General features: G+C 71.2%; 25 protein-coding genes. 3 read left to right on the top strand and 22 right to left on the bottom strand.

The genetic code is table 11. The features are described from left to right. Positions 1-19 precede the first annotated feature (19 nt). Positions 20-682, bottom strand: a complete 663-nt coding sequence (tsaB, locus tag MTF69_RS12170) for a tRNA (adenosine(37)-N6)-threonylcarbamoyltransferase complex dimerization subunit type 1 TsaB (protein ID WP_243333410.1) — start codon at positions 680-682, stop codon at positions 20-22. Positions 683-828: 146 nt separating this feature from the next. Between tsaB and MTF69_RS12165 the strand changes: the two genes are divergently transcribed. After that, complete coding sequence (locus MTF69_RS12165; protein ID WP_243333408.1) at positions 829-1,386, top strand: hypothetical protein; 558 nt, start codon at positions 829-831, stop codon at positions 1,384-1,386. A 62-nt stretch (positions 1,387-1,448) separates the two neighbouring features. Here the strand turns inward: MTF69_RS12165 and MTF69_RS12160 are convergent, their stop codons facing one another. The 8 genes from MTF69_RS12160 to MTF69_RS12125 all read right to left on the bottom strand — a co-directional run bounded on the left by MTF69_RS12160 (position 1,449) and on the right by MTF69_RS12125 (position 9,633). Next, entirely contained in the window at positions 1,449-1,655 is a 207-nt protein-coding gene (locus MTF69_RS12160; protein ID WP_243333407.1) for a hypothetical protein, read from the bottom strand. Positions 1,656-1,774: 119 nt separating this feature from the next. Then, a complete protein-coding gene (gene tsaE, locus MTF69_RS12155) occupies positions 1,775-2,296 on the bottom strand; it encodes a tRNA (adenosine(37)-N6)-threonylcarbamoyltransferase complex ATPase subunit type 1 TsaE (protein ID WP_243333405.1) in 522 nt (173 codons plus the stop codon). Continuing rightward, positions 2,280-3,413: an alpha/beta fold hydrolase gene (locus MTF69_RS12150; protein WP_243333401.1), complete on the bottom strand. Its 1,134-nt coding sequence runs from the start codon at positions 3,411-3,413 to the stop codon at positions 2,280-2,282. Before MTF69_RS12150 ends, tsaE begins: the two co-directional genes overlap by 17 nt. A gap of 14 nt (positions 3,414-3,427) precedes the next feature. After that, the gene (alr, locus tag MTF69_RS12145) at positions 3,428-4,564 is read right to left on the bottom strand and encodes an alanine racemase (protein WP_243333397.1); all 1,137 of its coding nucleotides are present in this window, start codon (positions 4,562-4,564) and stop codon (positions 3,428-3,430) included. Between the two features lie 422 nt (positions 4,565-4,986). Continuing rightward, positions 4,987-6,390: an NAD(P)H-hydrate dehydratase gene (locus tag MTF69_RS12140; RefSeq protein WP_243333396.1), complete on the bottom strand. Its 1,404-nt coding sequence runs from the start codon at positions 6,388-6,390 to the stop codon at positions 4,987-4,989. 50 nt (positions 6,391-6,440) lie between these two features. Beyond that, the gene (locus tag MTF69_RS12135) at positions 6,441-6,809 is read right to left on the bottom strand and encodes a holo-ACP synthase (protein ID WP_243333395.1); all 369 of its coding nucleotides are present in this window, start codon (positions 6,807-6,809) and stop codon (positions 6,441-6,443) included. Between the two features lie 82 nt (positions 6,810-6,891). After that, complete coding sequence (gene glmS, locus MTF69_RS12130; protein ID WP_243333394.1) at positions 6,892-8,742, bottom strand: glutamine--fructose-6-phosphate transaminase (isomerizing); 1,851 nt, start codon at positions 8,740-8,742, stop codon at positions 6,892-6,894. A gap of 123 nt (positions 8,743-8,865) precedes the next feature. After that, on the bottom strand, positions 8,866-9,633 hold the full coding sequence (locus tag MTF69_RS12125) for a hypothetical protein (protein WP_243333393.1): 768 nt from the start codon (positions 9,631-9,633) through the stop codon (positions 8,866-8,868). Positions 9,634-9,915: 282 nt separating this feature from the next. Here MTF69_RS12125 and coaA point away from each other — a divergent pair, with 282 nt between their 5' ends. Together coaA and MTF69_RS12115 are read left to right on the top strand one after the other, a co-directional pair. Then, positions 9,916-11,007, top strand: a complete 1,092-nt coding sequence (gene coaA / locus MTF69_RS12120) for a type I pantothenate kinase (RefSeq protein ID WP_243333391.1) — start codon at positions 9,916-9,918, stop codon at positions 11,005-11,007. Between the two features lie 43 nt (positions 11,008-11,050). Further along, positions 11,051-12,001: a DUF389 domain-containing protein gene (locus tag MTF69_RS12115; protein ID WP_243333389.1), complete on the top strand. Its 951-nt coding sequence runs from the start codon at positions 11,051-11,053 to the stop codon at positions 11,999-12,001. Between the two features lie 75 nt (positions 12,002-12,076). On the opposite strand, the gene glmM is transcribed toward MTF69_RS12115, so the two are convergent. The 13 genes from glmM to map form a co-directional block, all read right to left on the bottom strand. Beyond that, the gene (glmM, locus tag MTF69_RS12110; RefSeq protein WP_243333388.1) at positions 12,077-13,435 is read right to left on the bottom strand and encodes a phosphoglucosamine mutase; all 1,359 of its coding nucleotides are present in this window, start codon (positions 13,433-13,435) and stop codon (positions 12,077-12,079) included. Positions 13,436-13,567: 132 nt separating this feature from the next. Then, entirely contained in the window at positions 13,568-14,089 is a 522-nt protein-coding gene (gene rpsI / locus MTF69_RS12105) for a 30S ribosomal protein S9 (RefSeq protein WP_243333386.1), read from the bottom strand. A 46-nt stretch (positions 14,090-14,135) separates the two neighbouring features. Then, positions 14,136-14,579, bottom strand: a complete 444-nt coding sequence (rplM, locus tag MTF69_RS12100; RefSeq protein WP_112447734.1) for a 50S ribosomal protein L13 — start codon at positions 14,577-14,579, stop codon at positions 14,136-14,138. A 234-nt stretch (positions 14,580-14,813) separates the two neighbouring features. Further along, positions 14,814-16,073 carry a glycosyltransferase family 87 protein gene (locus MTF69_RS12095; RefSeq protein WP_243333383.1) on the bottom strand — a complete coding sequence of 420 codons (1,260 nt, stop codon included), beginning with the start codon at positions 16,071-16,073 and terminating at the stop codon, positions 14,814-14,816. 67 nt (positions 16,074-16,140) lie between these two features. After that, positions 16,141-17,769 (bottom strand): ATP-binding cassette domain-containing protein, encoded by a 1,629-nt coding sequence (locus tag MTF69_RS12090; RefSeq protein WP_243333381.1) that lies wholly within the window; start codon positions 17,767-17,769, stop codon positions 16,141-16,143. Positions 17,770-17,831: 62 nt separating this feature from the next. Then, entirely contained in the window at positions 17,832-18,683 is an 852-nt protein-coding gene (gene truA / locus MTF69_RS12085) for a tRNA pseudouridine(38-40) synthase TruA (protein ID WP_243333379.1), read from the bottom strand. An 88-nt stretch (positions 18,684-18,771) separates the two neighbouring features. Then, the gene (rplQ, locus tag MTF69_RS12080; RefSeq protein WP_215023458.1) at positions 18,772-19,236 is read right to left on the bottom strand and encodes a 50S ribosomal protein L17; all 465 of its coding nucleotides are present in this window, start codon (positions 19,234-19,236) and stop codon (positions 18,772-18,774) included. Positions 19,237-19,328: 92 nt separating this feature from the next. Continuing rightward, positions 19,329-20,351: a DNA-directed RNA polymerase subunit alpha gene (locus MTF69_RS12075; protein ID WP_008739666.1), complete on the bottom strand. Its 1,023-nt coding sequence runs from the start codon at positions 20,349-20,351 to the stop codon at positions 19,329-19,331. Positions 20,352-20,544: 193 nt separating this feature from the next. Next, a complete protein-coding gene (gene rpsK, locus MTF69_RS12070; protein ID WP_006376016.1) occupies positions 20,545-20,949 on the bottom strand; it encodes a 30S ribosomal protein S11 in 405 nt (134 codons plus the stop codon). A 54-nt stretch (positions 20,950-21,003) separates the two neighbouring features. After that, on the bottom strand, positions 21,004-21,384 hold the full coding sequence (gene rpsM, locus MTF69_RS12065; protein WP_053682609.1) for a 30S ribosomal protein S13: 381 nt from the start codon (positions 21,382-21,384) through the stop codon (positions 21,004-21,006). 200 nt (positions 21,385-21,584) lie between these two features. Continuing rightward, the gene (gene rpmJ, locus MTF69_RS12060; RefSeq protein ID WP_003956441.1) at positions 21,585-21,698 is read right to left on the bottom strand and encodes a 50S ribosomal protein L36; all 114 of its coding nucleotides are present in this window, start codon (positions 21,696-21,698) and stop codon (positions 21,585-21,587) included. Between the two features lie 76 nt (positions 21,699-21,774). Next, positions 21,775-21,996, bottom strand: coding sequence for a translation initiation factor IF-1 (gene infA, locus MTF69_RS12055; RefSeq protein ID WP_003956442.1), 222 nt, complete (start codon positions 21,994-21,996; stop codon positions 21,775-21,777). A gap of 184 nt (positions 21,997-22,180) precedes the next feature. Continuing rightward, complete coding sequence (gene map, locus MTF69_RS12050; RefSeq protein ID WP_243333376.1) at positions 22,181-23,032, bottom strand: type I methionyl aminopeptidase; 852 nt, start codon at positions 23,030-23,032, stop codon at positions 22,181-22,183. Positions 23,033-23,084: the final 52 nt, after the last annotated feature.

Genomic DNA, 23,084 nt, shown 5'->3' with positions numbered 1-23,084 from the left:
GGGGCGGCTGAGGTGGCTGTCACTGCGGGGTGACCACCTTGTAGTTCTTGGGCACCTCGGCGTCGGGCCGGCGCAGGTAGAGCGGCGTCGGGGGCAGGAAGGCCTCCCCCGCCGCCAGCCGCTCCGCGGCCAGGGCGGCCAGCGCGGCGGCGCTCTGGTGCTCGGGGGCCCGCGCGTCGGTGAAGACGTCCGGGTACAGGTGCGCGCCCTGTCCGACGGCGGGCAGTCCGGCGACGCGCTCGGCGATGTCGGCCGGCCGGTCCACCGCGGGCTCGCCGGCCCGGGTGCGGGGGTCCTCGTAGCGCGCCCAGTAGACCTCCTTGCGCCGGGCGTCGGTGGCCACGGTGAAGGGGCCCTCGATCCCGGCGGCGCCGGCCGCGTAGGCCAGGCCGTCGAGGGTGCACAGCCCGTGGACGGGCACGCCGAGGACGGAGGCGAAGGTGGACGCGGTCACGAGGCCGACGCGCAGTCCGGTGTAAGGGCCGGGGCCGACCCCGACGACGATGCCGGTGACGGCTTCGAGCTTCACCCCCGCCTCGGCGAGGACCTTGTCGACGGAGGGCAGCAGGAGCTCCCCGTGGCGGCGGGCGTCGACCTGGTTCGACTCGGCGAGGACGGACTCGCCGTCGTGCAGGGCGACGGTGACGGCGGGCGTGGCGGTATCTACAGCGAGCAAGAGCACGCGAACAGCCTACGACTCCGGGGCCCCCGGCCCTTGCGGCCGGTCTGCGGGCACCCCTGCTGCTACCTTCGGACCAGGTGTCGGGGTGTGATCGTCCGCCTGACATCCGACTGGCATCGACTGACCATGCGGAGAGGTGGAGCAAGGTGGCACGCAGCAGCTCGGGAATCGTGGCCGGGCTCACCGTCGCGGCACTCGCCGTCGTCGGTTTCCTCGGCTACCAGGCCTCCGCCTCCGCTCCCGCGCTCCCGCCGAAGGCCGCCGCGCAGACCCCGGTGCCCGCGCCCAGCGGCTCCGCGCCCGCCACGACGGACCCGGCGAAGCCGGTGGCCCTCCCGGCCGGCTCCGGCACCGGAGTGCGCGTCGTGTACTCCCTGGGTGCCAAGCGCGTGTGGCTGGTGGGCCCCACCGGGGCTCCGAAGTCCTTCGCCGTGGTGCCGAGCACGGTGCACCCGGCGCCCGGCAGGTACACGGTGGGCGGCCGTACGGGCGCGGTGACCGGCTCGGACGGGGTGCCGATCGAGCACGTCGTGCGGTTCGCGAGTCCGCAGGGGGTCACGGTCGGCTTCAGTGCCCGGGTGGACAACTCCCTGCCGGCGCCCGATCCGGCGAAGAAGACCGGCGGTATCCGCATGCTGCGCGCGGACGGGGATGCGATGTGGGCCTTCGCGACGATCGGCTCGAAGGTCGTCGTCGTTCCCTGACCCGGCCGCGACACACCAAGTTCACTCGTACGGGGGCTGCGCCGTCAGCCGGTCCCACTACGTCAGGCCGCTTCGGACTCCGGGGCGGCCTGTTCGCTGCCCTCCGCCTCTTCGCCCTCCGCCCCTTCCCGTACGGGACGGGGCTCCGGGGCGTCCTCGTGCGCGGGCGGTGTCGACACGGCGCTGGCGGCGGCGCCCGCGGCGAGCAGTGCCCCCATGGACACGGCGGACGGGCGGGGGGACTCGCCCGCTGCTCCTGTTGCCGACATGGCTGCCTCCTGGCCGGGGCCAGCCCGCACTTAGGTACGCCTAACCAGCCCTCTGTACCATGTGACCACGCGCCCCACCGCCCGCGCAATATCTTCCCGACGACTTGTCGGAATGTTTCTCACTCCGACAGGACGCCCGCGAGGCTCTCCAGACCCGCCCCGGCCGACCAGCGGGTGCCGATCCCGCGGACCATCACCTCGCGCACGTCGTCCAGGACCTCCTCGTGGCCGACCGCCCGGCGGATCACCACGTGCAGCCGGTCGTCGGACAGCTCCTCGACCTTGCCCTCGCCCCACTCCACGACGACCACGGACTCGGGCAGCGAGACGTCGAGGTCCAGGTCCTCCATCTCGTCGAGCCCGCCGCCCAGCCGGTACGCGTCCACGTGCACCAGCGCCGGACCGCCGGTCAGCGAGGGGTGGACCCTGGCGATCACGAAGGTCGGCGAGGTCACGGCCCCGCGCACCCCCAGGCCCTCGCCGAGACCGCGGGTCAGGGTGGTCTTCCCGGCACCGAGCTCCCCGGTCAGCAGGACGAGGTCGCCGGGGCGCAGCAGCCCGGCAATCCGGCGCCCGAGGTCCTGCATGGCGTCGGGCGAGCCGACGGTGACGTGCGTTTCCGTGTCAGGTACTTCTTCCATGTCCGGCAACGTTAGCCGCTGCGGGGACCGTCCCGGTGCGCGCGAGGAGCTCGGTGAGCAGCCGGGTCACGGTGTCCGGGTGCTCCAGCATCATCAGGTGCCCGGCACTCTCCAGGACGACCAGCTCGGCGGAGGGCAGCGCTTCCTTGATGGCCCGGCTGTGCTCGGGCGGGGTGACCATGTCGCGGTCCCCGGCTATGACGGTGACGGGGATGTCCGCGAACCGCTGGAGGGCGGCCGTCTTGTCGTGCGCCTGGAAGGCCGGGTAGAACTCGGCGACCACGTCGATGGGCGTGGCCTCGATGAGCCGCTCGGCGAAGCGGGCGACGCCCGGATCGACGTCGCGCGAGGCGAAGGAGTACATCTTGACCATCCCGGCGAACAGGTCGGCGGTGGCCCGGCGGCCCTTCTCCACCAGCTCCACCTGGGAACCGAGCGCCTTGAGCACCCCGGGCAGCAGGCGCCGTACCGTGCTGAAGCCCAGGGAGGGCAGCCCGTACGTGACCTCGTCCAGCCGGCCGCTGGAGGTGCCGACCAGGGCCACGGCGGCGACCCGGTCCCGGATGAGGCCGGGGAACTCCTGGGCCAGTCCCATGATGGTCATCCCGCCCATCGAGTGACCGACCAGGATCAGCGGGCCCTCGGGGGCGGCGGCGTCGATGACGGCCTTCAGGTCGCGGCCGAGCTGCTCGAAGGTGACCGGCTCGCCGTCGGCCTGGGCCACGCCGCGCGCGCTGCGGCCGTGGCTGCGCTGGTCCCAGTACACGGCGCGGACCACGCCGCGCAGGGCGGCGCGCTGGAAGTGCCAGGAGTCCTGGGCGAGGCAGTAGCCGTGGCAGAACACCACGGTCGGCCCGACCGGGGCCTTGCGGCGCAGCCTGCGGCGCTTGCCCTCCTCGGGCAGCTCGTCGACCTCGAAGTACAGCGCGGTGCCGTCCTCGGCCCGGGCGGTGCCGGGGGCTCCGCGCAGGGATCCGTAGTCCCCGGTCGCGTCGAGGGCCAGGCGCGCCTTCATGCGCATGCCCCGGCCGACGGTGATCCGTTCGACCGCGACCCCGGCCGCTATCACGCCGATGGCGGCGCCGGCCCAGCCCGCCTTGCGCCAGTTCTCACTCACGCCGCCGCCCCCACTCAACCGTTGAGGTACACGCGGGGGACCCGGCCCCCGATACGGGTGACGATCTCATAGGCGATCGTGTGCGCCGCTCGAGCCCAGTCCTCGGCGGTGGGTTCACCGCGCTCCGCGTCCCCGAAGAGGACGGCCTCGTCGCCGACGCGGGCCTCGTCCCCGTCCAGGTCGACCACGAACTGGTCCATGGCTACGCGCCCGGCGACGGTACGGACGCGGCCGCCGACGAGCACCGGGCCGAGCCCGGACGCCTGCCGCGGGACGCCGTCCGCGTAGCCCGCCGGGATCAGCGCGAGGGTGGTCTCCCGATCGGTGACGTAGTGGTGTCCGTAGCTGACGCCGTGCCCGGCCGGCACCGTCTTGACCAGCGCGACGGAAGCCTTGAGCGCCATCGCGGGCCGCAGGCCGAGCTGGGCGGGGGTGCCGAGCTCGGGCGAGGGCGAGACCCCGTAGACGGCGATGCCGCAGCGGACCAGGTCGAAGTGGGACTCGGGGAGGGTGAGCGTGGCCGGCGAGTTGGCGATGTGCCGGACCTCGGGCTCCACGCCCTCCTTCTCCGCGTACGCGAGCATGTCGCGGAAGGCGGCCAGCTGGAGCTGGATGGAGGGGTGGCCGGGCTCGTCGGCGCAGGCGAAGTGCGACCAGACGCCGGTGACGCGTACGGTCCCCTCGGACTGGGCGGCGACGGCCGCGGTCACCAGGGCCTCCCAGTCGGCGGGCTGGCAGCCGTTGCGGCCCAGGCCCGTGTCGGCCTTGAGCTGGATCCTGGCCGTCAGTCCGGCGGCGCGGGCGGCCTCCCGTACCTCGTCGAGGGCCCACATCGCGCTGACGGAGACGTCGATACCGGCCTCGACGGCCTCCCGCCAGGGCCCGCCGGGGGTCCACAGCCAGCACAGGACGGGCCCTTCGAGCCCGGCGGCGCGCAGCGCGAGGGCCTCCTCGGGCGTGGCGGTCCCGAGCCAGCCCGCACCGGCCTCCTGGGCGGCCCTGGCGCAGGCCACGGCCCCGTGCCCGTAGGCATCCGCCTTCACGACGGCCATCAGGGCGGAGCGGGGCGCCCGTTCGCGCAGGGCCCGTACGTTCGCCCGGACGGCGTCAAGATCGATCTCGGCGTACACGCGCGCGGCTGTCTCGTTCATCCCCCACAGTCTCTCAGAGCCCCGCCCGCCGGGCCGAACAGGCAGGCCCCGGCGGGCCGCCCCGGGCTACCGGCCCTCGGGCACGCCGCCCGCACATCCAAGCCGACACCGCTAACATCCAGCCCCACCGGCGCTTGAGGCGCGGAGGTACGGGGGCAGCGGGCCCGCCGGAACCCGCAGCCCGCAGCCCGCAGCCCGCAGCCCGCAGCCCGCACATCCAAGCCGACACCGCCAAAACCCAGCCCCGCCAGCGCTTGAGGCGCAGGGATACGGGGGCAGCCGGCCCCGCCGGAACACGCAGCCCGCACATCCAAGCCGACACCGGCAAAATCCAGCCCCGCCGGCGCTTGAGGCGCAGGGGCCCGGGGGCAGCGCCCCCGGCAACGGCGCCGCACCCGGGACCCGGGACCCGGCACCCGGCACTAGCGGCGAGCGACCTCGCGCCACGCCCGGGGGATGGCTTCGGCCACCTGGTGGGCCAGGAGGGGGCCGCCCGTGAGGCGGGCCGCCAGGCCGTGGAGGTACGCCGCCACCGACCCGGCGTCCACGGCCGGCAGGCCGGCCGCCAGCAGGGACCCGGCCAGCCCGGACAGCACGTCCCCGCTCCCGGCGGTGGCCAGCCACGGGGTCCCGGTCGGGTTCACCCGGACGGGGCCGGGCCCGGCCGGGGCGATCAGGGTCGTGGACCCCTTCAGCAGCGCCACCGCCCCGTACCGCTCCGCGAGCCCCCGCACGGCCTCCAGCCGCCCCGCCTCGACCGTCTCGCGCGGGGCCCCCAGCAGCGCGGCCGCCTCCCCCGCGTGCGGGGTCAGCAGGGTCGGGGCCGCCCGGGCCCGCAGCTCCGCGGGGTCCAGCCCGCGCAGCCCGTCCGCGTCGACCAGCACCGGTACCGGCTGCGACAGCGCCTCCCGCACCTCCGCACCGCCCTCGTCGCCCAGCCCCGGCCCGACCACCCACGCCTGGACCCGGCCGGTCCCGATCAGCGTCTCCGGGTACCGGGCCAGTACGGCGTCCGCCACCGCCGGCGGCCCCACGTAGCGCACCGCGCCCGCGCCGCCCCGCAGCGCCCCCGCCACCGCGAGCACCGCCGCGCCCGGGTAGCGCGCGGACCCGGCGACGATCCCGAGCACACCGCGCCGGTACTTGTCGCTCGACGCCGTCGGCTCCGGCAGCAGCCCCGCCACGTCGGCGTGCTGCAGGACCTCCACCCCGGGGGCCGGCAGGACGTCGCCCAGCCCGATGTCCACCAGGTGCAGCGCACCCGCCCGCGAGGCCCCCGGAGCGATCAGCAGCCCCGGCTTGTACGCCCCGAAGGTCACCGTCACGTCCGCCGTCACGGCGGCTCCGGCCACCTCCCCGGTGTCCGCGTCCACCCCGCTCGGCAGGTCCACCGCGACCACCACCGCGCCCGCCGGGATCCGCTCCACCAGCGCGGCCGCGGCCGGCCGCAGTGCGCCCCGGCCGCCGATCCCGACCAGCCCGTCCAGCACCAGGTCGGCCCGGCCGGGCACGGCCCCGTCGAGCCGCCCGCCGGCGGCCCGCAGCGCGGCCAGTCCGCCCGCGTGCACCCGGGCCGGATCCATCGCGACGGCCGTCACGCCGGCCCCGCGCCGGGCCAGCCGCGCGCCCGCGTAGAGGGTGTCGCCGCCGTTGTCCCCCGGGCCGACCAGCAGCACCACGCGGGCCCCGTACACGCGGGGCAGCAACCGCACGCAGACGGCGGCCAGTCCGGCCGCCGCCCGCTGCATCAGGGTGCCTTCGGGCAGCCGGGCCATCAGCTCGCGCTCGGCGGCCCGTACGGTCTCCACGCTGTAAGCAGTACGCATGCCACCAGCCTGCACGAAGAAGGTGCGGAGAAGGCCTAGGGCATGAGGCCCTAGCCCTCGGCGATCACCACGGCGGAGGCGATGCCCGCGTCGTGGCTGAGGGAGATGTGCCAGGACTTCACGCCCAGCGCCAGGGCCCGCGCCTCGACCGTCCCGGACACCCGCAGCCGCGGCTGTCCGGAGTCCTCCACGTACACCTCGGCGTCGGTCCACAGCAGCCCGCCGGGCGCGCCGAGCGCCTTGGCGAGCGCCTCCTTGGCGGCGAACCGGGCGGCGAGCGAGGCGGTCCCGCGCCGCTCGCCGCTCGGCAGGGTCAGCTCGGTGTCGAGGAACAGCCTCCCGGCCAGGCTCGGCGTGCGCTCCAGCGCCACGCCGAACCGCTCGATCTCCGCCACATCGATCCCGACGCCGATAATCACAACCACAGCTCCAGCTACTACGCCGACTTCTCCACGGTCACCACCGTGCTCGATTGTCGGCGACCTGCTCCGTCCGCTGCGCTCACTCCACAGTCACCGACTTGGCGAGGTTACGCGGCTGGTCCACCTCGTTGCCGCGCGCGGTCGCCAGCTCGCACGCGAACACCTGCAGCGGCACGGTGGCCACGAGCGGCTGGAGCAGCGTCGGGGTGGCCGGGATGCGGATGAGGTGGTCGGCGTAGGGGACCACCGCCTCGTCCCCCTCCTCGGCGATCACGATGGTCCGCGCCCCGCGCGCCCGGATCTCCTGGATGTTCGAAACGATCTTGTCGTGCAGCACCGAGCGCCCGCGCGGCGACGGCACGACGACCACGACCGGCAGGTCCTTCTCGATCAGCGCGATCGGCCCGTGCTTGAGCTCGCCCGCCGCGAAGCCCTCGGCGTGCATGTACGCCAGCTCCTTGAGCTTGAGCGCGCCCTCCAGCGCCACCGGGTAGCCGACGTGCCGCCCCAGGAACAGCACGGTGTTCTTGTCGGCGAGCGACCGCGCCAGCTCCCGTACCGGTTCCATGGTCTCCAGTACGGTGTCCACCGCCGCGGCGATGTCCGACAACTCCCTGATCACGGACCGGATCTCGTCGCCCCACTTCGTGCCCCGGACCTGCCCGAGGTAGAGGGCGACCAGGTAGCAGGCCACGAGCTGCGTCAGGAACGCCTTGGTCGAGGCGACGGCCACCTCGGGTCCGGCGTGCGTGTAGAGCACGGCGTCCGACTCGCGCGGGATCGTCGAGCCGTTCGTGTTGCAGACGGCCAGCACCTTGGCCCCCTGCTCGCGCGCGTGGCGCAGCGCCATCAGCGTGTCCATCGTCTCGCCGGACTGCGAGATTGCGATCACCAGCGTCCGCTGGTCCAGGATCGGGTCGCGGTAGCGGAACTCGCTGGCCAGCTCCGTCTCGCACGGGATGCGGGTCCAGTGCTCGATGGCCAGCTTCGCGATCATGCCCGCGTGGTAGGCCGTACCGCAGGCCACGATCACGACCTTGTCGACCTCGCGCAGCACCGAGTCGGGGATGCGCACCTCGTCGAGGGTGAGCAGGCCGTTCGCGTCGATCCGGCCCAGGAGGGTGTCGGCGACGGCCTTCGGCTGCTCGGCGATCTCCTTGAGCATGAAGTAGTCGTAGCCCCCCTTCTCCGCGGCCGAGGCGTCCCAGTCCACGTGGTACGCCCGCACGCTCGCGGCCGTACCGTCGAAGTTGGTCACCGTGACTCCGTCGCGGCGCAGTTCGACGACCTGGTCCTGCCCCAGCTCGATCGCGGACCGGGTGTGCGCGATGAAGGCGGCCACGTCCGAGGCGAGGAAGTTCTCGCCCTCTCCGACGCCCACCACGAGCGGCGAGTTGCGGCGCGCGCCGACCACCACGTCCGGCGCGTCGGCGTGCACGGCGACCAGCGTGAAGGCCCCGTCGAGGCGCCGGCACACCTGCCTCATCGCCTCCGCCAGGTCCCCGCCCGCGCCGTCGAAACGCTCGGCCAGCAGGTGCGCCACGACTTCGGTGTCCGTCTCGGACTCCAGCCGGTGCCCGCGCTCGGCGAGCTCGGCCCGCAGGGCGGCGAAGTTCTCGATGATCCCGTTGTGCACGACGGCCACGCGCCCCGAATTGTCGAGGTGCGGGTGGGCGTTGACGTCGGTGGGCCCCCCATGGGTGGCCCACCGGGTGTGTCCGAGCCCCGTGGAGCCGGCCGGCAGCGGGTGCCCGACCAGCTCCTTCTCCAGATTGACCAGCTTGCCGGCCTTCTTGACGGCGGCGAGTTCCCCGTCGGCGAGCACGGCGACACCCGCCGAGTCGTAGCCTCGGTACTCCAGCCGCTTGAGTCCGGCAATGACCACATCGAGCGCCGACTGCGCTCCCACGTAACCCACGATTCCGCACATAAGCCGCAGGGTACGCCGTAGTTGGCTCCACGCCCGGTACCTGAACAAGACGAAAACCCCGCCCCGGCTGATGTGCCGGGGCGGGGTCTGCTCCCGCGTGGAACCCTCAGGACGGACGAACCGTCAGGCGAGCTTCTTGAGCTGCGCCGCGACGAGGGCCGTCGGCTGCTCGGCCGTACCGGCCAGGCTGATGGCGTGGAAGGTGGCGAGGGTGTTGCCCTGGCGCACGACCACGAGCTGCGTCGTGAACGGCGAGCCGTCCGCGTCACCCACGACCGTGTAGGCGAGCGCCTCGTCCCCACCGGTGACGGGGGTGCCGGCGGCGACCTTGGTGACCTTGCCCGTTTCGCCCGCCTGGGTGGCCGTGTAGCCGGCGGCGCACGCCGCGCCCGCGCTCTTGAGCGAGGCGAAGGCCTCCGCCGCGCCCGTCCCCTCGAACGACTCCAGGGTGACGGCGGTGGCGGTCGAGCCGAGGGCCTGCATCGCGGCCTTCGCCTTCTCCTCCGGACTCGCGTCCGCGGCCGCCGCCTTCGGCTTGGCCACGGCCTTGACCCGGGCGGTGCCGGTGCCGGCGCCCTGCGCGGCCATGGACTGCGCCTTGACCAGCGGAACGCACGCGGGCTTGTCGCTGGTGGCCCCGGCGCCGGCCGTGGCCTCCTCAGGGGTAGCGCCCTTGAGGACGTGGTCCGGCAGGTCCGCCTGGGCCACGAGCAGGCCGCCGAGCTCGGCGTCCGTCTTCGCCTTCGCTGCGGGCGCCGCCGGAGCGGACGCGGACGGCTTGGTGTCGTCCTTCGCGTCGGTCGTGCCGGAGCTTCCGCACGCAGTGGCGAGCAGGGCCAGGGACAGGGCCGAGGCGGACAGGACGGTACGGCGGACGAGTGCGGTACGCACGATGTTTCCCCCCACGGGACGGTCAGCGAATGGGCAGCACGCGGCTGCGCCCCGAAAGCGGGGCGCCCTCCAGAACTGCGGTGATCAACACCGTACGGGGACGCCGGCGCGGACGCCGCCCCATTACTCGCGCGCCGCACGCATCGTGACCCCGCCGATACCGCAGATCCCTCCAATCGATACCGCCCCTCGTACAACCCACCCCACCCCGGGCCATAAGACCCCACTCCACGTGACCGACCACACCACCCACAGCGCCCCGTCACCCGTGACAATGGCCCTGTGATCTCTTCGCCGCCACGAAGCACGCCGGACCGCGCAACGGAGCGCCCCGACGGATCGGGGGACCCTACGCAGGCCCAGCAGACCCAGCACCCCGAGCACCCCGAGCACGCCGCGCACCCCACGCGCCGCCGGGGCCACGAGGCCTCCCCCTACGTAGACCTCACCCGTGCCGAGTGGAGCGCCCTGCGCGAGCGCACCCCGCTCCCGCTGACCGCCGACGAGGTCGAGCGGCTGCGCGGGCTGGGCGACGTCATCGACCTCGACGAGGTCCGCGACGTCTACCTGCCGCTCTCCCGCCTGCTGAACCTGTACGTCGGCGCCACCAGCAACCTGCGCGGCACCCTCAACACCTTCCTCGGCGACGCGGGCAACGGCCACGGCGCCCAGCAGGGCACCCCCTTCGTCATAGGGGTCGCCGGCTCCGTGGCCGTGGGCAAGTCCACCGTGGCCCGTCTGCTCCAGGCCCTCCTGGCCCGCTGGCCGGAGCACCCGCGCGTGGAGCTGGTCACCACCGACGGCTTCCTGTACCCGATGAAGGAACTGGAGCGGCGCGGGCTGACCGCCCGCAAGGGCTTCCCGGAGTCCTACGACCGCCGGGCGCTGACCCGCTTCGTCGCCGACATCAAGGCGGGCAAGGACGAGGTCAAGGCGCCCGTCTACTCCCACCTGATCTACGACATCGTCCCCGGCGAGGAGCTCGTCGTACGCCGTCCCGACATCCTGATCGTCGAGGGGCTCAACGTCCTGCAGCCCGCCATGCCCGGCAAGGACGGCCGCACCCGGGTCGGCCTCGCCGACTACTTCGACTTCAGCGTGTACGTGGACGCCCGCCCCGAGGACATCGAGCGCTGGTACCTCAACCGCTTCCGCAGGCTGCGCGAGACGGCGTTCCAGAACCCCTTCTCCTACTTCCGCAAGTACACCCAGGTCTCCGAGGAAGAGGCCCTGGAGTACGCGCAGACGATGTGGCGGACCATCAACAAGCCCAACCTGCTGGAGAACGTGGCCCCGACCCGCGGCCGCGCCACCCTCGTCGTCCGCAAGGGCCCGGACCACAAGGTGCAGAAGCTGAGTCTGCGCAAGCTCTGAGCGCCACCGGAAACCAGGAGCCTCCGGCAGCTAGGGTGCGGCCATGCTGCATCTACGGATGATCATTCCGTCGGACCGGACCGACGCCGTGGTCAAGATCGTCGAGAGGACGGTCGGCACCACCCATCTCGCCGTGCTGCCCGGCGCCGCCCGCATCCCACCGGGCGACATCGTGCTGTGCGACGTCGCGCGCGAGGCGGGCGACGAGCTCCTGCACGAGCTCCGGGAGCTCGGCATCGACAAGGACGGCTCGATCGCGGTCGAGAACATCGACCTCTCCCTCTCGGACCGCGCCGACCGGGCCGAGGAGGAGGCCCCGGGCGAGGCCGCCGACGCCGTCCTGTGGGAGCAGTTGAGCGAGGCGACCCACGAGGAGTCCACGCTCACCATCACCTACAGCGCCTTCATGATCGTCGCGACGATGATCGCGGCCTGCGGCGTGATCCTCGACAACGCCATCCTCATCGTGGGCGCGATGGCGGTCGGCCCGGAGTTCGGCCCGCTCGCCGGCGTCTGCACCGCCATGGTGCAGCGCGCCCCCAAGCTGGCCGCCCGCTCGCTGATCGCCCTGCTGGTGGGCTTCGCCGCCGCGATGGTCGCGACCACCGTCTTCAGCCTGGTCATGGACGCGCTCGGCCTGTTCCACCACGACATGCTGGACAAGCCCCGCCCCAACACCAGCTTCATCTGGCAGCCGGACCTGTTCTCGTTCGTCGTGGCGGTGCTCGCCGGCGTGGCCGGGGTGCTCTCCCTGACCTCGGCGAAGTCCGGCGCGCTGGTCGGCGTCGCGATCTCGGTGACCACGGTCCCGGCGGCCGCCAACGCGGCCGTGGCCCTCAGCTACGGGGAGTTCGGCCAGATGTCGGGCTCCATCCAGCAGCTGCTGCTGAACCTCTTCGGCATCCTGCTGGCCGGAGTCCTGACCCTGCTGGGCCAGAAGCTCCTGTGGCGCACCCAGCGGGGCCACTGGCGGCGTACGCCGGCCAAGGCCTGAGCCCCGGCAACGACGGCGGCCCCGCGCTACGGAGCTTCGTAGCGCGGGGCCGCCGTCGTCACGGGAGGGCGGGCCCTAGCCGAGCGCCGACTTCACGACGTCCGCGAGGCGACCGGCGACCGAGCGGGCCTGCTCGATGTCGGCAGCCTCCACCATCACCCGTACGAGGGGCTCCGTGCCCGACGGACGCAGCAGTACGCGCCCGGTCGTGCCCAGCTCCCGCTCCGCGTCGGCGACGGCCGCGGCCAGCTCGCCCGAGGTGGTGACCCGCGACTTGTCCACGTCGGGGACGTTGACGAGCACCTGCGGCAGCCGCGTCATGACCCCGGTCAGCTCGGCCATGGACCGGCCGGTGGCCGCGATCCGGGCCGCCAGCATCAGGCCGGTCAGGGTGCCGTCGCCGGTGGTGGCGTGGTCGAGGATGATCACGTGGCCGGACTGCTCGCCGCCCAGCGCGTACCCGTGCTCCTTCATCGACTCCAGGACGTACCGGTCGCCGACGCCGGTCTGCACGACGTTGATGCCCTCGGACTCCATGGCCAGCTTGAAGCCCAGGTTCGACATCACGGTGGCGACGACGGTGTCCTCGCGCAGGTGCCCGGACTCGCGCATCGCCAGCGCCAGCACGGCGAGGATCTGGTCCCCGTCGACCTCCTCGCCGTTCGCGTCCACGGCGAGGCAGCGGTCGGCGTCCCCGTCGTGCGCGATGCCCAGGTCGGCGCCGTGCTCGATGACGGCCTGCTTCAGCAGACCGAGGTGGGTGGAGCCGCAGCCGTCGTTGATGTTCAGGCCGTCGGGCTCGGCACCGATGGTGACGATCTCCGCGCCGGCCCGGGTGAAGGCCTCGGGCGAGACGTAGGCGGCCGCGCCGTGCGCCTCGTCGAGGACGACCTTGAGGCCGTCGAGACGGTTGGGCAGGACACCCATGAGGTGGGCGACGTACTTGTCGAAGCCCTCGGTGTAGTCGGAGACGCGGCCGACACCGGCGCCCGTCGGGCGGTCCCAGGGAGCACCCGTGCGGTGGTCCTCGTAGACCGACTCGATCCGGTCCTCCAGCTCGTCGGCGAGCTTGTGACCGCCGCGCGCGAAGAACTTGATGCCGTTGTCGGGCATGGCGTTGTGGCTGGCCGAGAGCATGACGCCGAGGTCGGCGCCCAGCGCACCGGTGAGATACGCCACCGCCGGGGTGGGCAGCACACCGACGCGCAGGACGTCCACGCCCGCGCTCGCGAGGCCGGCGACGACCGCGGCCTCCAGGAACTCGCCCGAGGCCCGGGGGTCCCGGCCGACCACCGCGGTGGCCCGGTGACCAGCGAAGGTGCCCGCCTCGGCCAGTACGTGCGCGGCCGCCACGGAGAGGCCGAGCGCGAGCTCGGCCGTCAGATCCGCGTTGGCGACGCCTCGTACACCGTCCGTCCCGAAGAGTCGTCCCACTGTTGTCCTCCCGAGTTCACACTTCGCTATGACCAGTTGTGCCAATTATTTGCCGCTTTTGGCGGTAAACGAACCGCCCCGGCAGCACACAGAGTGCTGCCGGGGCGGATTCGTGCTGAACAGCAGGCGAGATTAACGCTTGCTGTACTGCGGAGCCTTACGGGCCTTCTTGAGACCGGCCTTCTTGCGCTCGACCGCACGGTCGTCGCGGGAGAGGAAGCCGGCCTTCTTCAGCGCCGGGCGGTTGTTGTCCACGTCCGCCTCGTTCAGCGCACGGGCCACACCGAGGCGCAGGGCGCCGGCCTGGCCGGACACGCCGCCACCCGAGATGCGGGCGATGACGTCGTAGCGGTTGTCGAGCTCGAGCAGCTTGAACGGCTCGTTGACTTCCTGCTGGTGCACCTTGTTGGGGAAGTAGTCCTCAAGGGTGCGACCGTTGATCTTCCACTTGCCGGTGCCCGGAACGATCCGGACGCGGGCGATGGCGTTCTTGCGACGGCCCAGGCCGGCGGCCGGCTGGGGGTCACCGAAGCGACCGGCAAGGGACTCGGACGTGTAGTCACCCTCGACTACGTCCGCGGTCTCGGTGGTGTACTCCTCGACGTTGCCCTCGAACTCTTCGACGGGGGTCGTCTCGGCGGTGGTCTCGGCCACGATGCTCCTCAGAAGTTTCTTGTCTTAGGGGGTGTGGTGGCCGGAACTACTGCGCGACCTGGGTGATCTCGAACGGCACCGGCTGCTGAGCAGCGTGGGGGTGCACATCGCCCGAGTAGACCTTCAGCTTCGAGAGCATCTGACGGCCCAGGGTGTTCTTGGGGATCATGCCCTTGATGGCCTTCTCGACGGCCTTCTCCGGGTTGTTCGCCAGGAGGTCGTCGTAGCGGACCGAACGCAGACCACCCGGGAAACCGGAGTGGCGGTACGCCATCTTCTGGGTCGCCTTGTTGCCGGACAGGTGGACCTTGTCGGCGTTGATGATGATGACAAAGTCGCCCATGTCCATGTGGGGGGCGTAAGTCGGCTTGTGCTTACCCCGCAGGAGGGTAGCGGCCTGGGTCGCCAGACGGCCGAGGACAACGTCCTGGGCGTCGATGACGTGCCACTGGCGCGAGATGTCGCCGGGCTTGGGGCTGAACGTACGCACGCGTATGCCTTCGCTTCTTCAGTGGTGGGTCATCCCCGGGGGGTGAGCCCGAGGGACGGGTCCTGACATGGGTCACCACGGACGATCACGACAGCCCTGGTTCACATCGGAGACGCAACCCGTGTGTACCGCTGGTCATCGGCCCGGTGGACCGGCGTAAGGCGAATTCACGTGAGAATGAGCAAGCCAATACGCATAACGAACCAGCAGGGTACCCCTGAAGACCTGGAAGGGTCAAAACGCGGTCCGCGATCCCGTCTGGACGGGGGACGCGGCGCACTCCGGTTCGGTCCTGGGTGGGGACCCCGTAGTTCGTACAGGCTCCAGAGTACCCCGGCGCGGCCGCAGTGCTCGACGCGCCAGCAGTCCGGCGAGCGCGCACAGGGTCACCATGTCCCTGAATGCCCGCCTCTTGGCCTCGAACTCCGAGGGCCACGGAATGCCCGCCGTCTGGGGTACCAGGGCCACCCAGAACCAGGGCGAGCGCGGCATCGAGCCCGCCCGCACCCCCGATGCCAGCAGCAGCGGGAGCACCACGATCAGGTAGTGGTCGAAGGAGGGCCGCGACACCAGGAATGCGGCGAGCATCACCATGCAGGCCGTCTCCACCAGCCGCAGCTCGCCCGCGTCGCCGTCCGCCGCCACCGGCCGCCGCCACCGCCGCCAGACCGCCCACAGCCCGCACCCGGCCCCCGCGAAGGCCAGCGCCACCGCCAGCGGCGCCGGCACCCCCAGCCGCGGCAGCGCCGCGATCGGGGAGGCGTCCCAGGGCAGCGCGTAGGAGTCCTGGCCCTGCAGCAGGAACGGCAGGGTCTTGGTGAAGAACAGCGTCGGCTGCGGCATCATCAGCGCGCCCGCCAGCGACAGCCCCACCGGCACCCCCACCGCCAGGGCCAGCCCCCGCCACTGCCGTGCCAGCAGGAAGAGCAGCCCGATCGGCACCAGCATCGGCTTGCACGCGATGGCCAGGCCCACCACCAGCCCGGCCGCGGCCCAGTGCTTGCGGTGCGCCAGCAGCAGCGCCACCGGCAGGGCGGCGGCCGAGATGGCCGTCCAGTTCCCGATCAGCACGAGGTTGATGTACGGCTTGTAGGCCAGCGCGAACAGCGCGAAACCGCCGACCGCGAACCGCGAGCGCACCGGTACGGAGAACAGCCGCAGCGAGGCCCACCAGCCGATGCCGACGAGCCCGGTCATCCCCAGCGGCAGCACGCAGCGCAGCAGCGGCGTCGGCAGCAGCGCCTCGGGAATCGCCATGATCACGGCGCTGGGCAGGTAGAGGAACCGCTTGTCCTCGTACGGGGAGACCCCGGCGAGCAGGGCGTCGGCCGCCTTGACCACGAAGGCGTTGTCCGAGCCCCAGTTCTCCCGCAGGCTCGCCGCGACCGCCACCGACAGCAGGATCACCAGGCCCACGAACCGCCAGGACCGGGGGGCCGGCCGCAGCAGCCAGGCCACCCCGCGGTCCCAGGAGGACGGGCTGTCCCACTTCATGACCCAGACACTCGGCCGCAGCCCCACAACGAAGTCCCCTCGACCCAAGCCGGGGGGCGGTCTCCCCCTAGCGCTTCCGCTCGACCCTACGTTCGTCCCAGACGGGCTCCGTAGTCTCTCGCACAACACCGTCTGAACCGAAGACCAGGTAACGGTCAAATGTGCGGGCGAACCACCGGTCGTGCGTGACGCACAGCACAGTGCCCTCGTACGCCTCCAGCCCGTCCTGCAGTGCTTCCGCCGACTCCAGGTCGAGGTTGTCCGTGGGCTCGTCGAGCAGCAGCGCCGTGGTCCCCGCCAGTTCCAGCAGCAGGATCTGGAAGCGTGCCTGCTGGCCGCCCGAGAGCTTCTCGAAGGGCTGCTCGGCCTGCCGCTCCAGCTCGTAGCGGCGCAGCGCGCCCATCGCCGCGCCGAGCGGCTTCGCCGCCTCCGTCCACAGGATGTCGACGAGGGTGCGGCCGAACAGCTCCGGGTGGGCGTGGGTCTGCGCGAAGTGACCGGGGACCACGCGGGCGCCGAGCTTCCAGGTGCCCGTGTGCTTGACCTCCTCGCCCGCCATCAGCCGCAGGAAGTGGGACTTCCCGGAGCCGTTCGAGCCGAGGACCGCGACGCGCTCCCCGTAGAAGACCTCCAGCGAGAAGGGCTGCATCAGCCCGGTCAGCTCCAGGTTCAGGGCGGTGAGCGCGCGCACGCCCGTACGCCCGCCCTTGAGCCGCATCCGGATGTCCTGCTCGCGCGGCGGCTCCGGCGGCGGGCCGGCCTCCTCGAACTTCTGGAAGCGGGTCTGCATCGCCCGGTAGCGGGAAGCCATGTCCGGGCTGCTCGCGGCCTGGTTGCGCAGCCGCAGCACCAGCGCCCGCAGACGGGCGTGCTCCTCGTCCCAGCGCCGCTTGAGCTCCTCGAAGCGCAAGAAGCGCTCCTTGCGGGCGTCGTGGAAGGTGGCGAAGCCCGAGCCGTGGACCCACACGTCCGAGCCCGTCGGGCTCGCCTCCAGGCTGATGATCTTCTCGGCGGCCTGGGTGAGCAGCTCCCGGTCGTGGCTGACGAAGAGCACCGTCTTGCGGGTGGCCTCCAGCTGCTCCTCCAGCCACCGCTTGCCCGGGACGTCCAGGTAGTTGTCCGGCTCGTCGAGCAGCAGCACCTCGTCCGGCCCGCGCAGCAGCGCCTCCAGCACGAGCCGCTTCTGCTCACCGCCCGAGAGCGTGCGCACCTCGCGGAACTGCGCCGAGTCGTACGGGATCGCCAGCGCGGCCATCGTGCAGACGTCCCACAGCGTCTCCGCCTCGTACCCCTGCACGTCGGCCCAGTCGCTGAGCGCCTGCGCGTACGCCATCTGGGCGGCCTCGTCGTCCACCGTCAGGATCAGCTGCTCGGCGCGGTCCACCGCCTTGGCGGCCTCCCGGATCCGCGGCTGGGCCACCGAGACCAGCAGGTCCCGTACGGTCGTCTCGTCGCGGACCGAGCCCACGAACTGCGACATCACGCCGAGCCCGCCGCTGACGGTGACCGAGCCGCCGTGCGGCTGGAGCTCCCCGGAGATCATCTTCAGCAGAGTGGTCTTGCCGGCCCCGTTCGCCCCGACCAGGGCGACGACCGACCCCTCCCCCACCCGGAAGGAGACGTCGGGGAGCAGGACCCGCCCGTCGGGAAGGTAGTACTCCAGGTGGCTGGCTTCGAGATGTCCCATGCCGGGCATTGTCCAGGTCCGCCGCCGTTCCGCCCAAACGGATTAGCCAGGCACGGGGAAGGGGACGCGGCCTAGCAGCAGCCGGCTCCCGGCAGCGTCCGCAGGTTCCGCGCTTCCTTGCTGCGGGCGGCCAGCAGCTCGTCGGCCGGATAGCCGACCTCCTCCAGGGTCAGCCCGTGCGGCTTGACCACGTGCACCGAGGAGTCCCGTACGGCCGCGGCCAGCACCTTCCCGGGCCAGTCGGTCGTGCGGTGGCCGTCGCCGACGTGCAGCAGGGCGCCGACCAGCGAGCGGACCATGTTGTGGCAGAAGGCGTCGGCGCGCACGGTCGCGGTGATGATGCCCTCCGCGTCCCGCTCCCAGCTGAGCTGCTGGAGCGTGCGGATCGTGGTGGCCCCCTCGCGCTTCTTGCAGTACGCGGCGAAGTCGTGCTCCCCCACCAGTGCGGCGGCGGCCTCGTTCATGGCGTCCACGTCGAGCGGCCACTGGTACCAGAGCACGTGCCCGCGGCGCAGCGGGTCCACCCCGGCCTGGTGGTCGCCCACGCGGTAGGCGTAGCGGCGCCAGATCGCGGAGAACCGCGCGTTGAAGCCGGCGGGGGCCTCGGCGGCCTTCCACACCCGTACGTCGTGCGGCAGCCGGCCGGCGAGGCGGCGCAGGAGCTTGTCCTGGTGCTCGGCCCACACCTCGTCCCGTACGTCGAACTGCGCGACCTGTCCGCGCGCGTGCACGCCCGCGTCGGTCCGGCCGGCCACGGTCAGCTCCACCGGGTCGGGCAGCCGCATCACGGTCTGCAGGGCCGACTCCAGCTCTCCCTGGACGGTCCGCAGCACGCGCTGCTTCGCCCAGCCGGAGAAGTCCTTGCCGTCGTAGCTCAGGTCCAGCCTGACCCGGACGTGTCCGGGCTCCACCTCGTCACTCACGTGACAGATCCTCTCAGAATGCAGAACGGGCCCGCCCCGGAAGGGGGCGGGCCCGTTCAGAGCCATTCAGCTTGATCCCGAAGGGGGATCAGGCCTCCTTGGTCTCCTCGGCGGCGGGAGCCTCAGCGGCCTCCGCCTCCTTCACGGCGCGCTTGGTGGCGGCCTCGGCCTCACCAGTGGCCTGCTGGGCGACCGTAAGGGCCTCGACCAGCTCGATCACGGCCATCGGGGCGTTGTCGCCACGACGGTTGCCGATCTTGGTGATGCGCGTGTAACCACCGGGGCGGTTCTCGTAGCGCGGGGCGATCTCGGTGAACAGCGTGTGCACGATGCTCTTGTCCGTGATCGTCTGCAGCACCAGGCGACGGTTGTGGATGTCGCCCTTCTTGGCCTTGGTCACCAGACGCTCGGCGTAGGGACGCAGGCGGCGGGCCTTGGCCTCGGTGGTGGTGATGCGGCCGTGCTCGAAGAGCGCCTTCGCGAGGTTCGCGAGGAGGTGCTTCTCGTGCGCGGCGCTGCCGCCCAGACGGGCACCCTTTGCGGGACGCGGCATGGTCATACTCCTTCATATCTGCACCGGCCGTGTCAGGTACCGGTGTCAGTTCCCCCGAGGCGGATGCCACGGGAAAGATCTACAGGTGGTGCTTAGTACTGCTCGGTCTCGACGAAACCGGCGTCCGCGTCGTCGTCGGCGCCGAAGGCGTCGGCGGCAGCGGTCGGGTCGAATCCGGGCGGGCTGTCCTTGAGGGCCAGGCCCATGCCGGCCAGCTTCGCCTTGACCTCGTCGATCGACTTCGCACCGAAGTTGCGGATGTCGAGCAGGTCGGCCTCGGAGCGGGCGACGAGCTCACCCACGGAGTGGATGCCCTCGCGCTTGAGGCAGTTGTACGACCGAACGGTGAGCTCGAGCTCCTCGATCGGCAGGGCGAGATCAGCGGCCAGGGCCGCGTCCGTCGGCGAGGGGCCCATGTCGATGCCCTCGGCGTCGATGTTGAGCTCGCGGGCCAGACCGAACAGCTCGACCAGGGTCTTACCGGCGGACGCCATGGCGTCGCGCGGGCGCATGGCCTGCTTGGTCTCGACGTCGACGATGAGCTTGTCGAAGTCGGTGCGCTGCTCGACTCGGGTCGCCTCGACCTTGTAGGTGACCTTGAGGACCGGGCTGTAGATGGAGTCGATCGGGATGCGACCGATCTCCTGGCCCAGCTGCTTGTTCTGGACGGCGGAGACGTAGCCGCGACCGCGCTCGACGGTCAGCTCCATCTCCAGCTTGCCCTTGCCGTTGAGCGTGGCGAGGACCAGGTCCGGGTTGTGCACTTCGACACCGGCCGGGGGCGCGATGTCGGCAGCGGTGACCAGGCCGGGACCCTGCTTGCGCAGGTACATCACGACCGGCTCGTCGTGCTCCGAGGAGACGACCAGCTGCTTGATGTTGAGGATGATGTCGGTGACGTCTTCCTTGACACCCGGCACGGTGGTGAACTCGTGCAGGACGCCGTCCACGCGGATGCTGGTTACTGCTGCACCCGGGATCGAGGACAGAAGCGTGCGACGAAGCGAGTTGCCGAGGGTGTAGCCGAAGCCCGGCTCCAGCGGCTCGATCACGAACCGCGAGCGGTACTCGTCTACGACCTCTTCGGTCAGCGAGGGGCGCTGAGCGATAAGCATGTCTGTGTTCCTTCATTCGTGGACGCCCACTATTTGACGCCCGACGGAGTGCAGCACGGGGCTGCGACTTACAAGGGTACGGGCGGTACGTCCCCCGCGAGGGGTTCGTACCGCCCGGACACTCAAAGACGCACAGCTGCGAAGCCTGAGCGAGCCTCGTCAAACGCGGCGGCGCGGATCGCGCCGCCCCGGATCAGACGCGGCGACGCTTGGGCGGACGGCAGCCGTTGTGCGGGGTGGGGGTGACGTCCTGGATCGAGCCGACCTCCAGGCCAGTGGCCTGCAGGGAGCGGATCGCGGTCTCACGGCCGGAGCCGGGACCCTTGACGAAGACGTCGACCTTGCGCATGCCGTGCTCCTGCGCGCGACGGGCGGCCGACTCGGCGGCCATCTGCGCGGCGAAGGGGGTGGACTTGCGCGAGCCCTTGAAGCCGACGTGGCCGGCGGAGGCCCAGGAGATCACGTTGCCCGCGGGGTCCGTGATCGAAACGATGGTGTTGTTGAACGTGCTCTTGATGTGGGCGTGCCCGTGAGCGACGTTCTTCTTTTCCTTGCGGCGCACCTTCTTGGCAGCGCCCTGACGACCCTTGGGGGGCATCTAAATCTCCTACGGGAGGTGGTCGGTCCTACAGCGCAAGACCGCTGAACAGGACTACTTCTTGCCCGGCTTCTTCTTACCGGCGATCGCGCGACGCGGACCCTTGCGGGTACGGGCGTTCGTGCTGGTGCGCTGTCCGTGCACGGGCAGGCCACGACGGTGGCGAACACCCTGGTAGCACTGGATCTCGACCTTGCGACGGATGTCGGCCTGGATCTCGCGGCGGAGGTCACCCTCGGTGCGGAGGTTGGCGTCCACGTACTCGCGGATCTTGACCAGGTCCTCTTCGGCCAGGTCACGAACGCGGGTGTCGGGGTTCACACCGGTGGCCGCAAGGATTTCCTTGGACCGGGTGCGACCGACACCGAAGACGTAGGTAAGTGCGATCTCCACACGCTTTTCGCGCGGGATGTCAACACCGGAAACGCGTGCCATTCAATGGCTCCTGTGTGTTCGGGGGTCTTCCGCAGAACCGAACCCCGACCGCCGACCACACCTGCTGGGTGGTGGTACGCCCGGGTCCCCGGCCCCCGCCGGAGGTGCCGCCGGTCCTGGTCAGGACTGGGCGGGTTCTGCGTATGTACGTTTTCTTACGTCGCGCGAAGAACTGCGTAGTGCAGGTCGGTCGGCGTGCGTCAGCCCTGGCGCTGCTTGTGGCGCAGGTTGTCGCAGATGACCATGACCCGACCGTGACGGCGGATCACCTTGCACTTGTCGCAGATCTTCTTGACGCTCGGCTTGACCTTCATGTTGGTGAGGTTCTCCGGGTCAGTGCCACCACCCGCGCGTCAGGACAGGATGTCCGGACGGGGATGAAGACAAGATCTACTTGTATCGGTAGACGATCCGGCCACGCGTCAGGTCGTACGGAGAGAGCTCCACGACAACCCGGTCATCAGGGAGGATGCGGATGTAGTGCATGCGCATCTTGCCGCTGATGTGCGCGAGGACCTTGTGACCGTTCTGGAGTTCCACCTTGAACATCGCGTTCGGGAGGGACTCGATCACGGTGCCCTCGATTTCGATGGCACCTTGCTTCTTGGCCACGCTTCGCCTTTCGAATCGGCTACCTTGATCAGCTCCCCGCCTTCGCATGAGGACATGCGGGTGCAAAGGAGCCGACGAGTCAGTCTACGTCAGGGCCCACTGAAAGACGAATCCGGAAAGTGTGCCCTACAGGATAGATCATCAATCCTGGTCATACCGGTTGGCCCAGCTGGGCCGACCCGGCTCAGCCCAGCGGGTCGGGCGCCGTCGTGACGCCGTACTCCGCCAGCTTCGCCTTGCCGCAGTCCGGGGAGGTGAGGACGATGGGTCCCTCCTCGGTCAGCGCGATGGAGTGCTCCCAGTGCGAGGACCAGGTGCCGTCCGTGGTGATGACCGTCCAGTCGTCCGCCAGGACCTCCGTCTGGGCGGTGCCCAGGGAGACCATCGGCTCGATCGCCAGGCACAGGCCCGGGACGAGCTTGATGCCCTTGCCCCGCTTGCGCGAGACGTAGTTCAGCAGGTGCGGGTCCATGTGCATCTCGGAACCGATGCCGTGGCCGCCGTAGTCCTCGATGATCCCGAACTTGCCGAGGCTGTGCTCACCGGTGGTCGGGCGCGGCTGGCGCTTGATGTACGTCTCGATCGCCTTCGAGATGTCCACGAGGCGGTTGCCGAGCTTCATGGCGGCGATACCGGCCCACATGGACTCCTCGGTCACCCGGGAGAGCTCCACGAGCTCAGGGGCGTGCCCAGAGCCCACGAAGGCGGTGTACGCGGCGTCGCCGTGCCAGCCCTCGACGATCGCGCCGGCGTCGATCGAGATGATGTCGCCGTCCTTGAGGACCGTCGTGTCGTCGGGGATGCCGTGGACCACGACCTCGTTGACGGAGGTGCAGATGGTCGCGGGGAACCCGCCGTACCCGAGGAAGTTCGACTTGGCGCCGGCGTCCGCGATGACCTTGCGGGCCACCATGTCCAGATCCCGCGTCGTGGCGCCCGGCACGGCCGCCTCACGGGTCGCCGCGTGGATCGCAGCGACGACCAGCCCCGCCTCACGCATCTTCGCGATCTGCTCGGGGGTCTTGATCTGGACCATGACGTACCTGCCACCTTCGGATTCGGGTCTTTCAACAGTACGGCCGCGGCGT

This window comes from Streptomyces sp. AP-93, from assembly GCF_022808175.1.
In the GTDB taxonomy this organism is placed as follows: domain Bacteria; phylum Actinomycetota; class Actinomycetes; order Streptomycetales; family Streptomycetaceae; genus Streptomyces.
The sequence above is the reverse complement of the archived record's forward strand: the minus strand, read 5'-3'. Positions and strand labels throughout refer to the sequence as shown.

What these genes read in the sequence shown, in the direction of transcription:
- MTF69_RS12095 (WP_243333383.1), bottom strand. Translation starts at nt 16,073, where the DNA reads ATGAAGTGGGACAGCCCGTCCTCCTGGGACCGCGGGGTGGCCTGGCTG.
- alr (WP_243333397.1), bottom strand. Translation starts at nt 4,564, where the DNA reads ATGAACGAGACAGCCGCGCGCGTGTACGCCGAGATCGATCTTGACGCC.
- MTF69_RS12160 (WP_243333407.1), bottom strand. Translation starts at nt 1,655, where the DNA reads ATGTCGGCAACAGGAGCAGCGGGCGAGTCCCCCCGCCCGTCCGCCGTG.
- MTF69_RS12090 (WP_243333381.1), bottom strand. Translation starts at nt 17,769, where the DNA reads ATGCCCGGCATGGGACATCTCGAAGCCAGCCACCTGGAGTACTACCTT.
- rpsM (WP_053682609.1), bottom strand. Translation starts at nt 21,384, where the DNA reads ATGGCACGCGTTTCCGGTGTTGACATCCCGCGCGAAAAGCGTGTGGAG.
- rplQ (WP_215023458.1), bottom strand. Translation starts at nt 19,236, where the DNA reads ATGCCGCGTCCCGCAAAGGGTGCCCGTCTGGGCGGCAGCGCCGCGCAC.
- map (WP_243333376.1), bottom strand. Translation starts at nt 23,032, where the DNA reads ATGGTCCAGATCAAGACCCCCGAGCAGATCGCGAAGATGCGTGAGGCG.
- glmS (WP_243333394.1), bottom strand. Translation starts at nt 8,742, where the DNA reads ATGTGCGGAATCGTGGGTTACGTGGGAGCGCAGTCGGCGCTCGATGTG.
- MTF69_RS12140 (WP_243333396.1), bottom strand. Translation starts at nt 6,390, where the DNA reads ATGCGTACTGCTTACAGCGTGGAGACCGTACGGGCCGCCGAGCGCGAG.
- MTF69_RS12075 (WP_008739666.1), bottom strand. Translation starts at nt 20,351, where the DNA reads ATGCTTATCGCTCAGCGCCCCTCGCTGACCGAAGAGGTCGTAGACGAG.
- rpsK (WP_006376016.1), bottom strand. Translation starts at nt 20,949, where the DNA reads ATGCCCCCCAAGGGTCGTCAGGGCGCTGCCAAGAAGGTGCGCCGCAAG.
- rpmJ (WP_003956441.1), bottom strand. Translation starts at nt 21,698, where the DNA reads ATGAAGGTCAAGCCGAGCGTCAAGAAGATCTGCGACAAGTGCAAGGTG.
- MTF69_RS12115 (WP_243333389.1), top strand. Translation starts at nt 11,051, where the DNA reads ATGCTGCATCTACGGATGATCATTCCGTCGGACCGGACCGACGCCGTG.
- tsaE (WP_243333405.1), bottom strand. Translation starts at nt 2,296, where the DNA reads ATGGAAGAAGTACCTGACACGGAAACGCACGTCACCGTCGGCTCGCCC.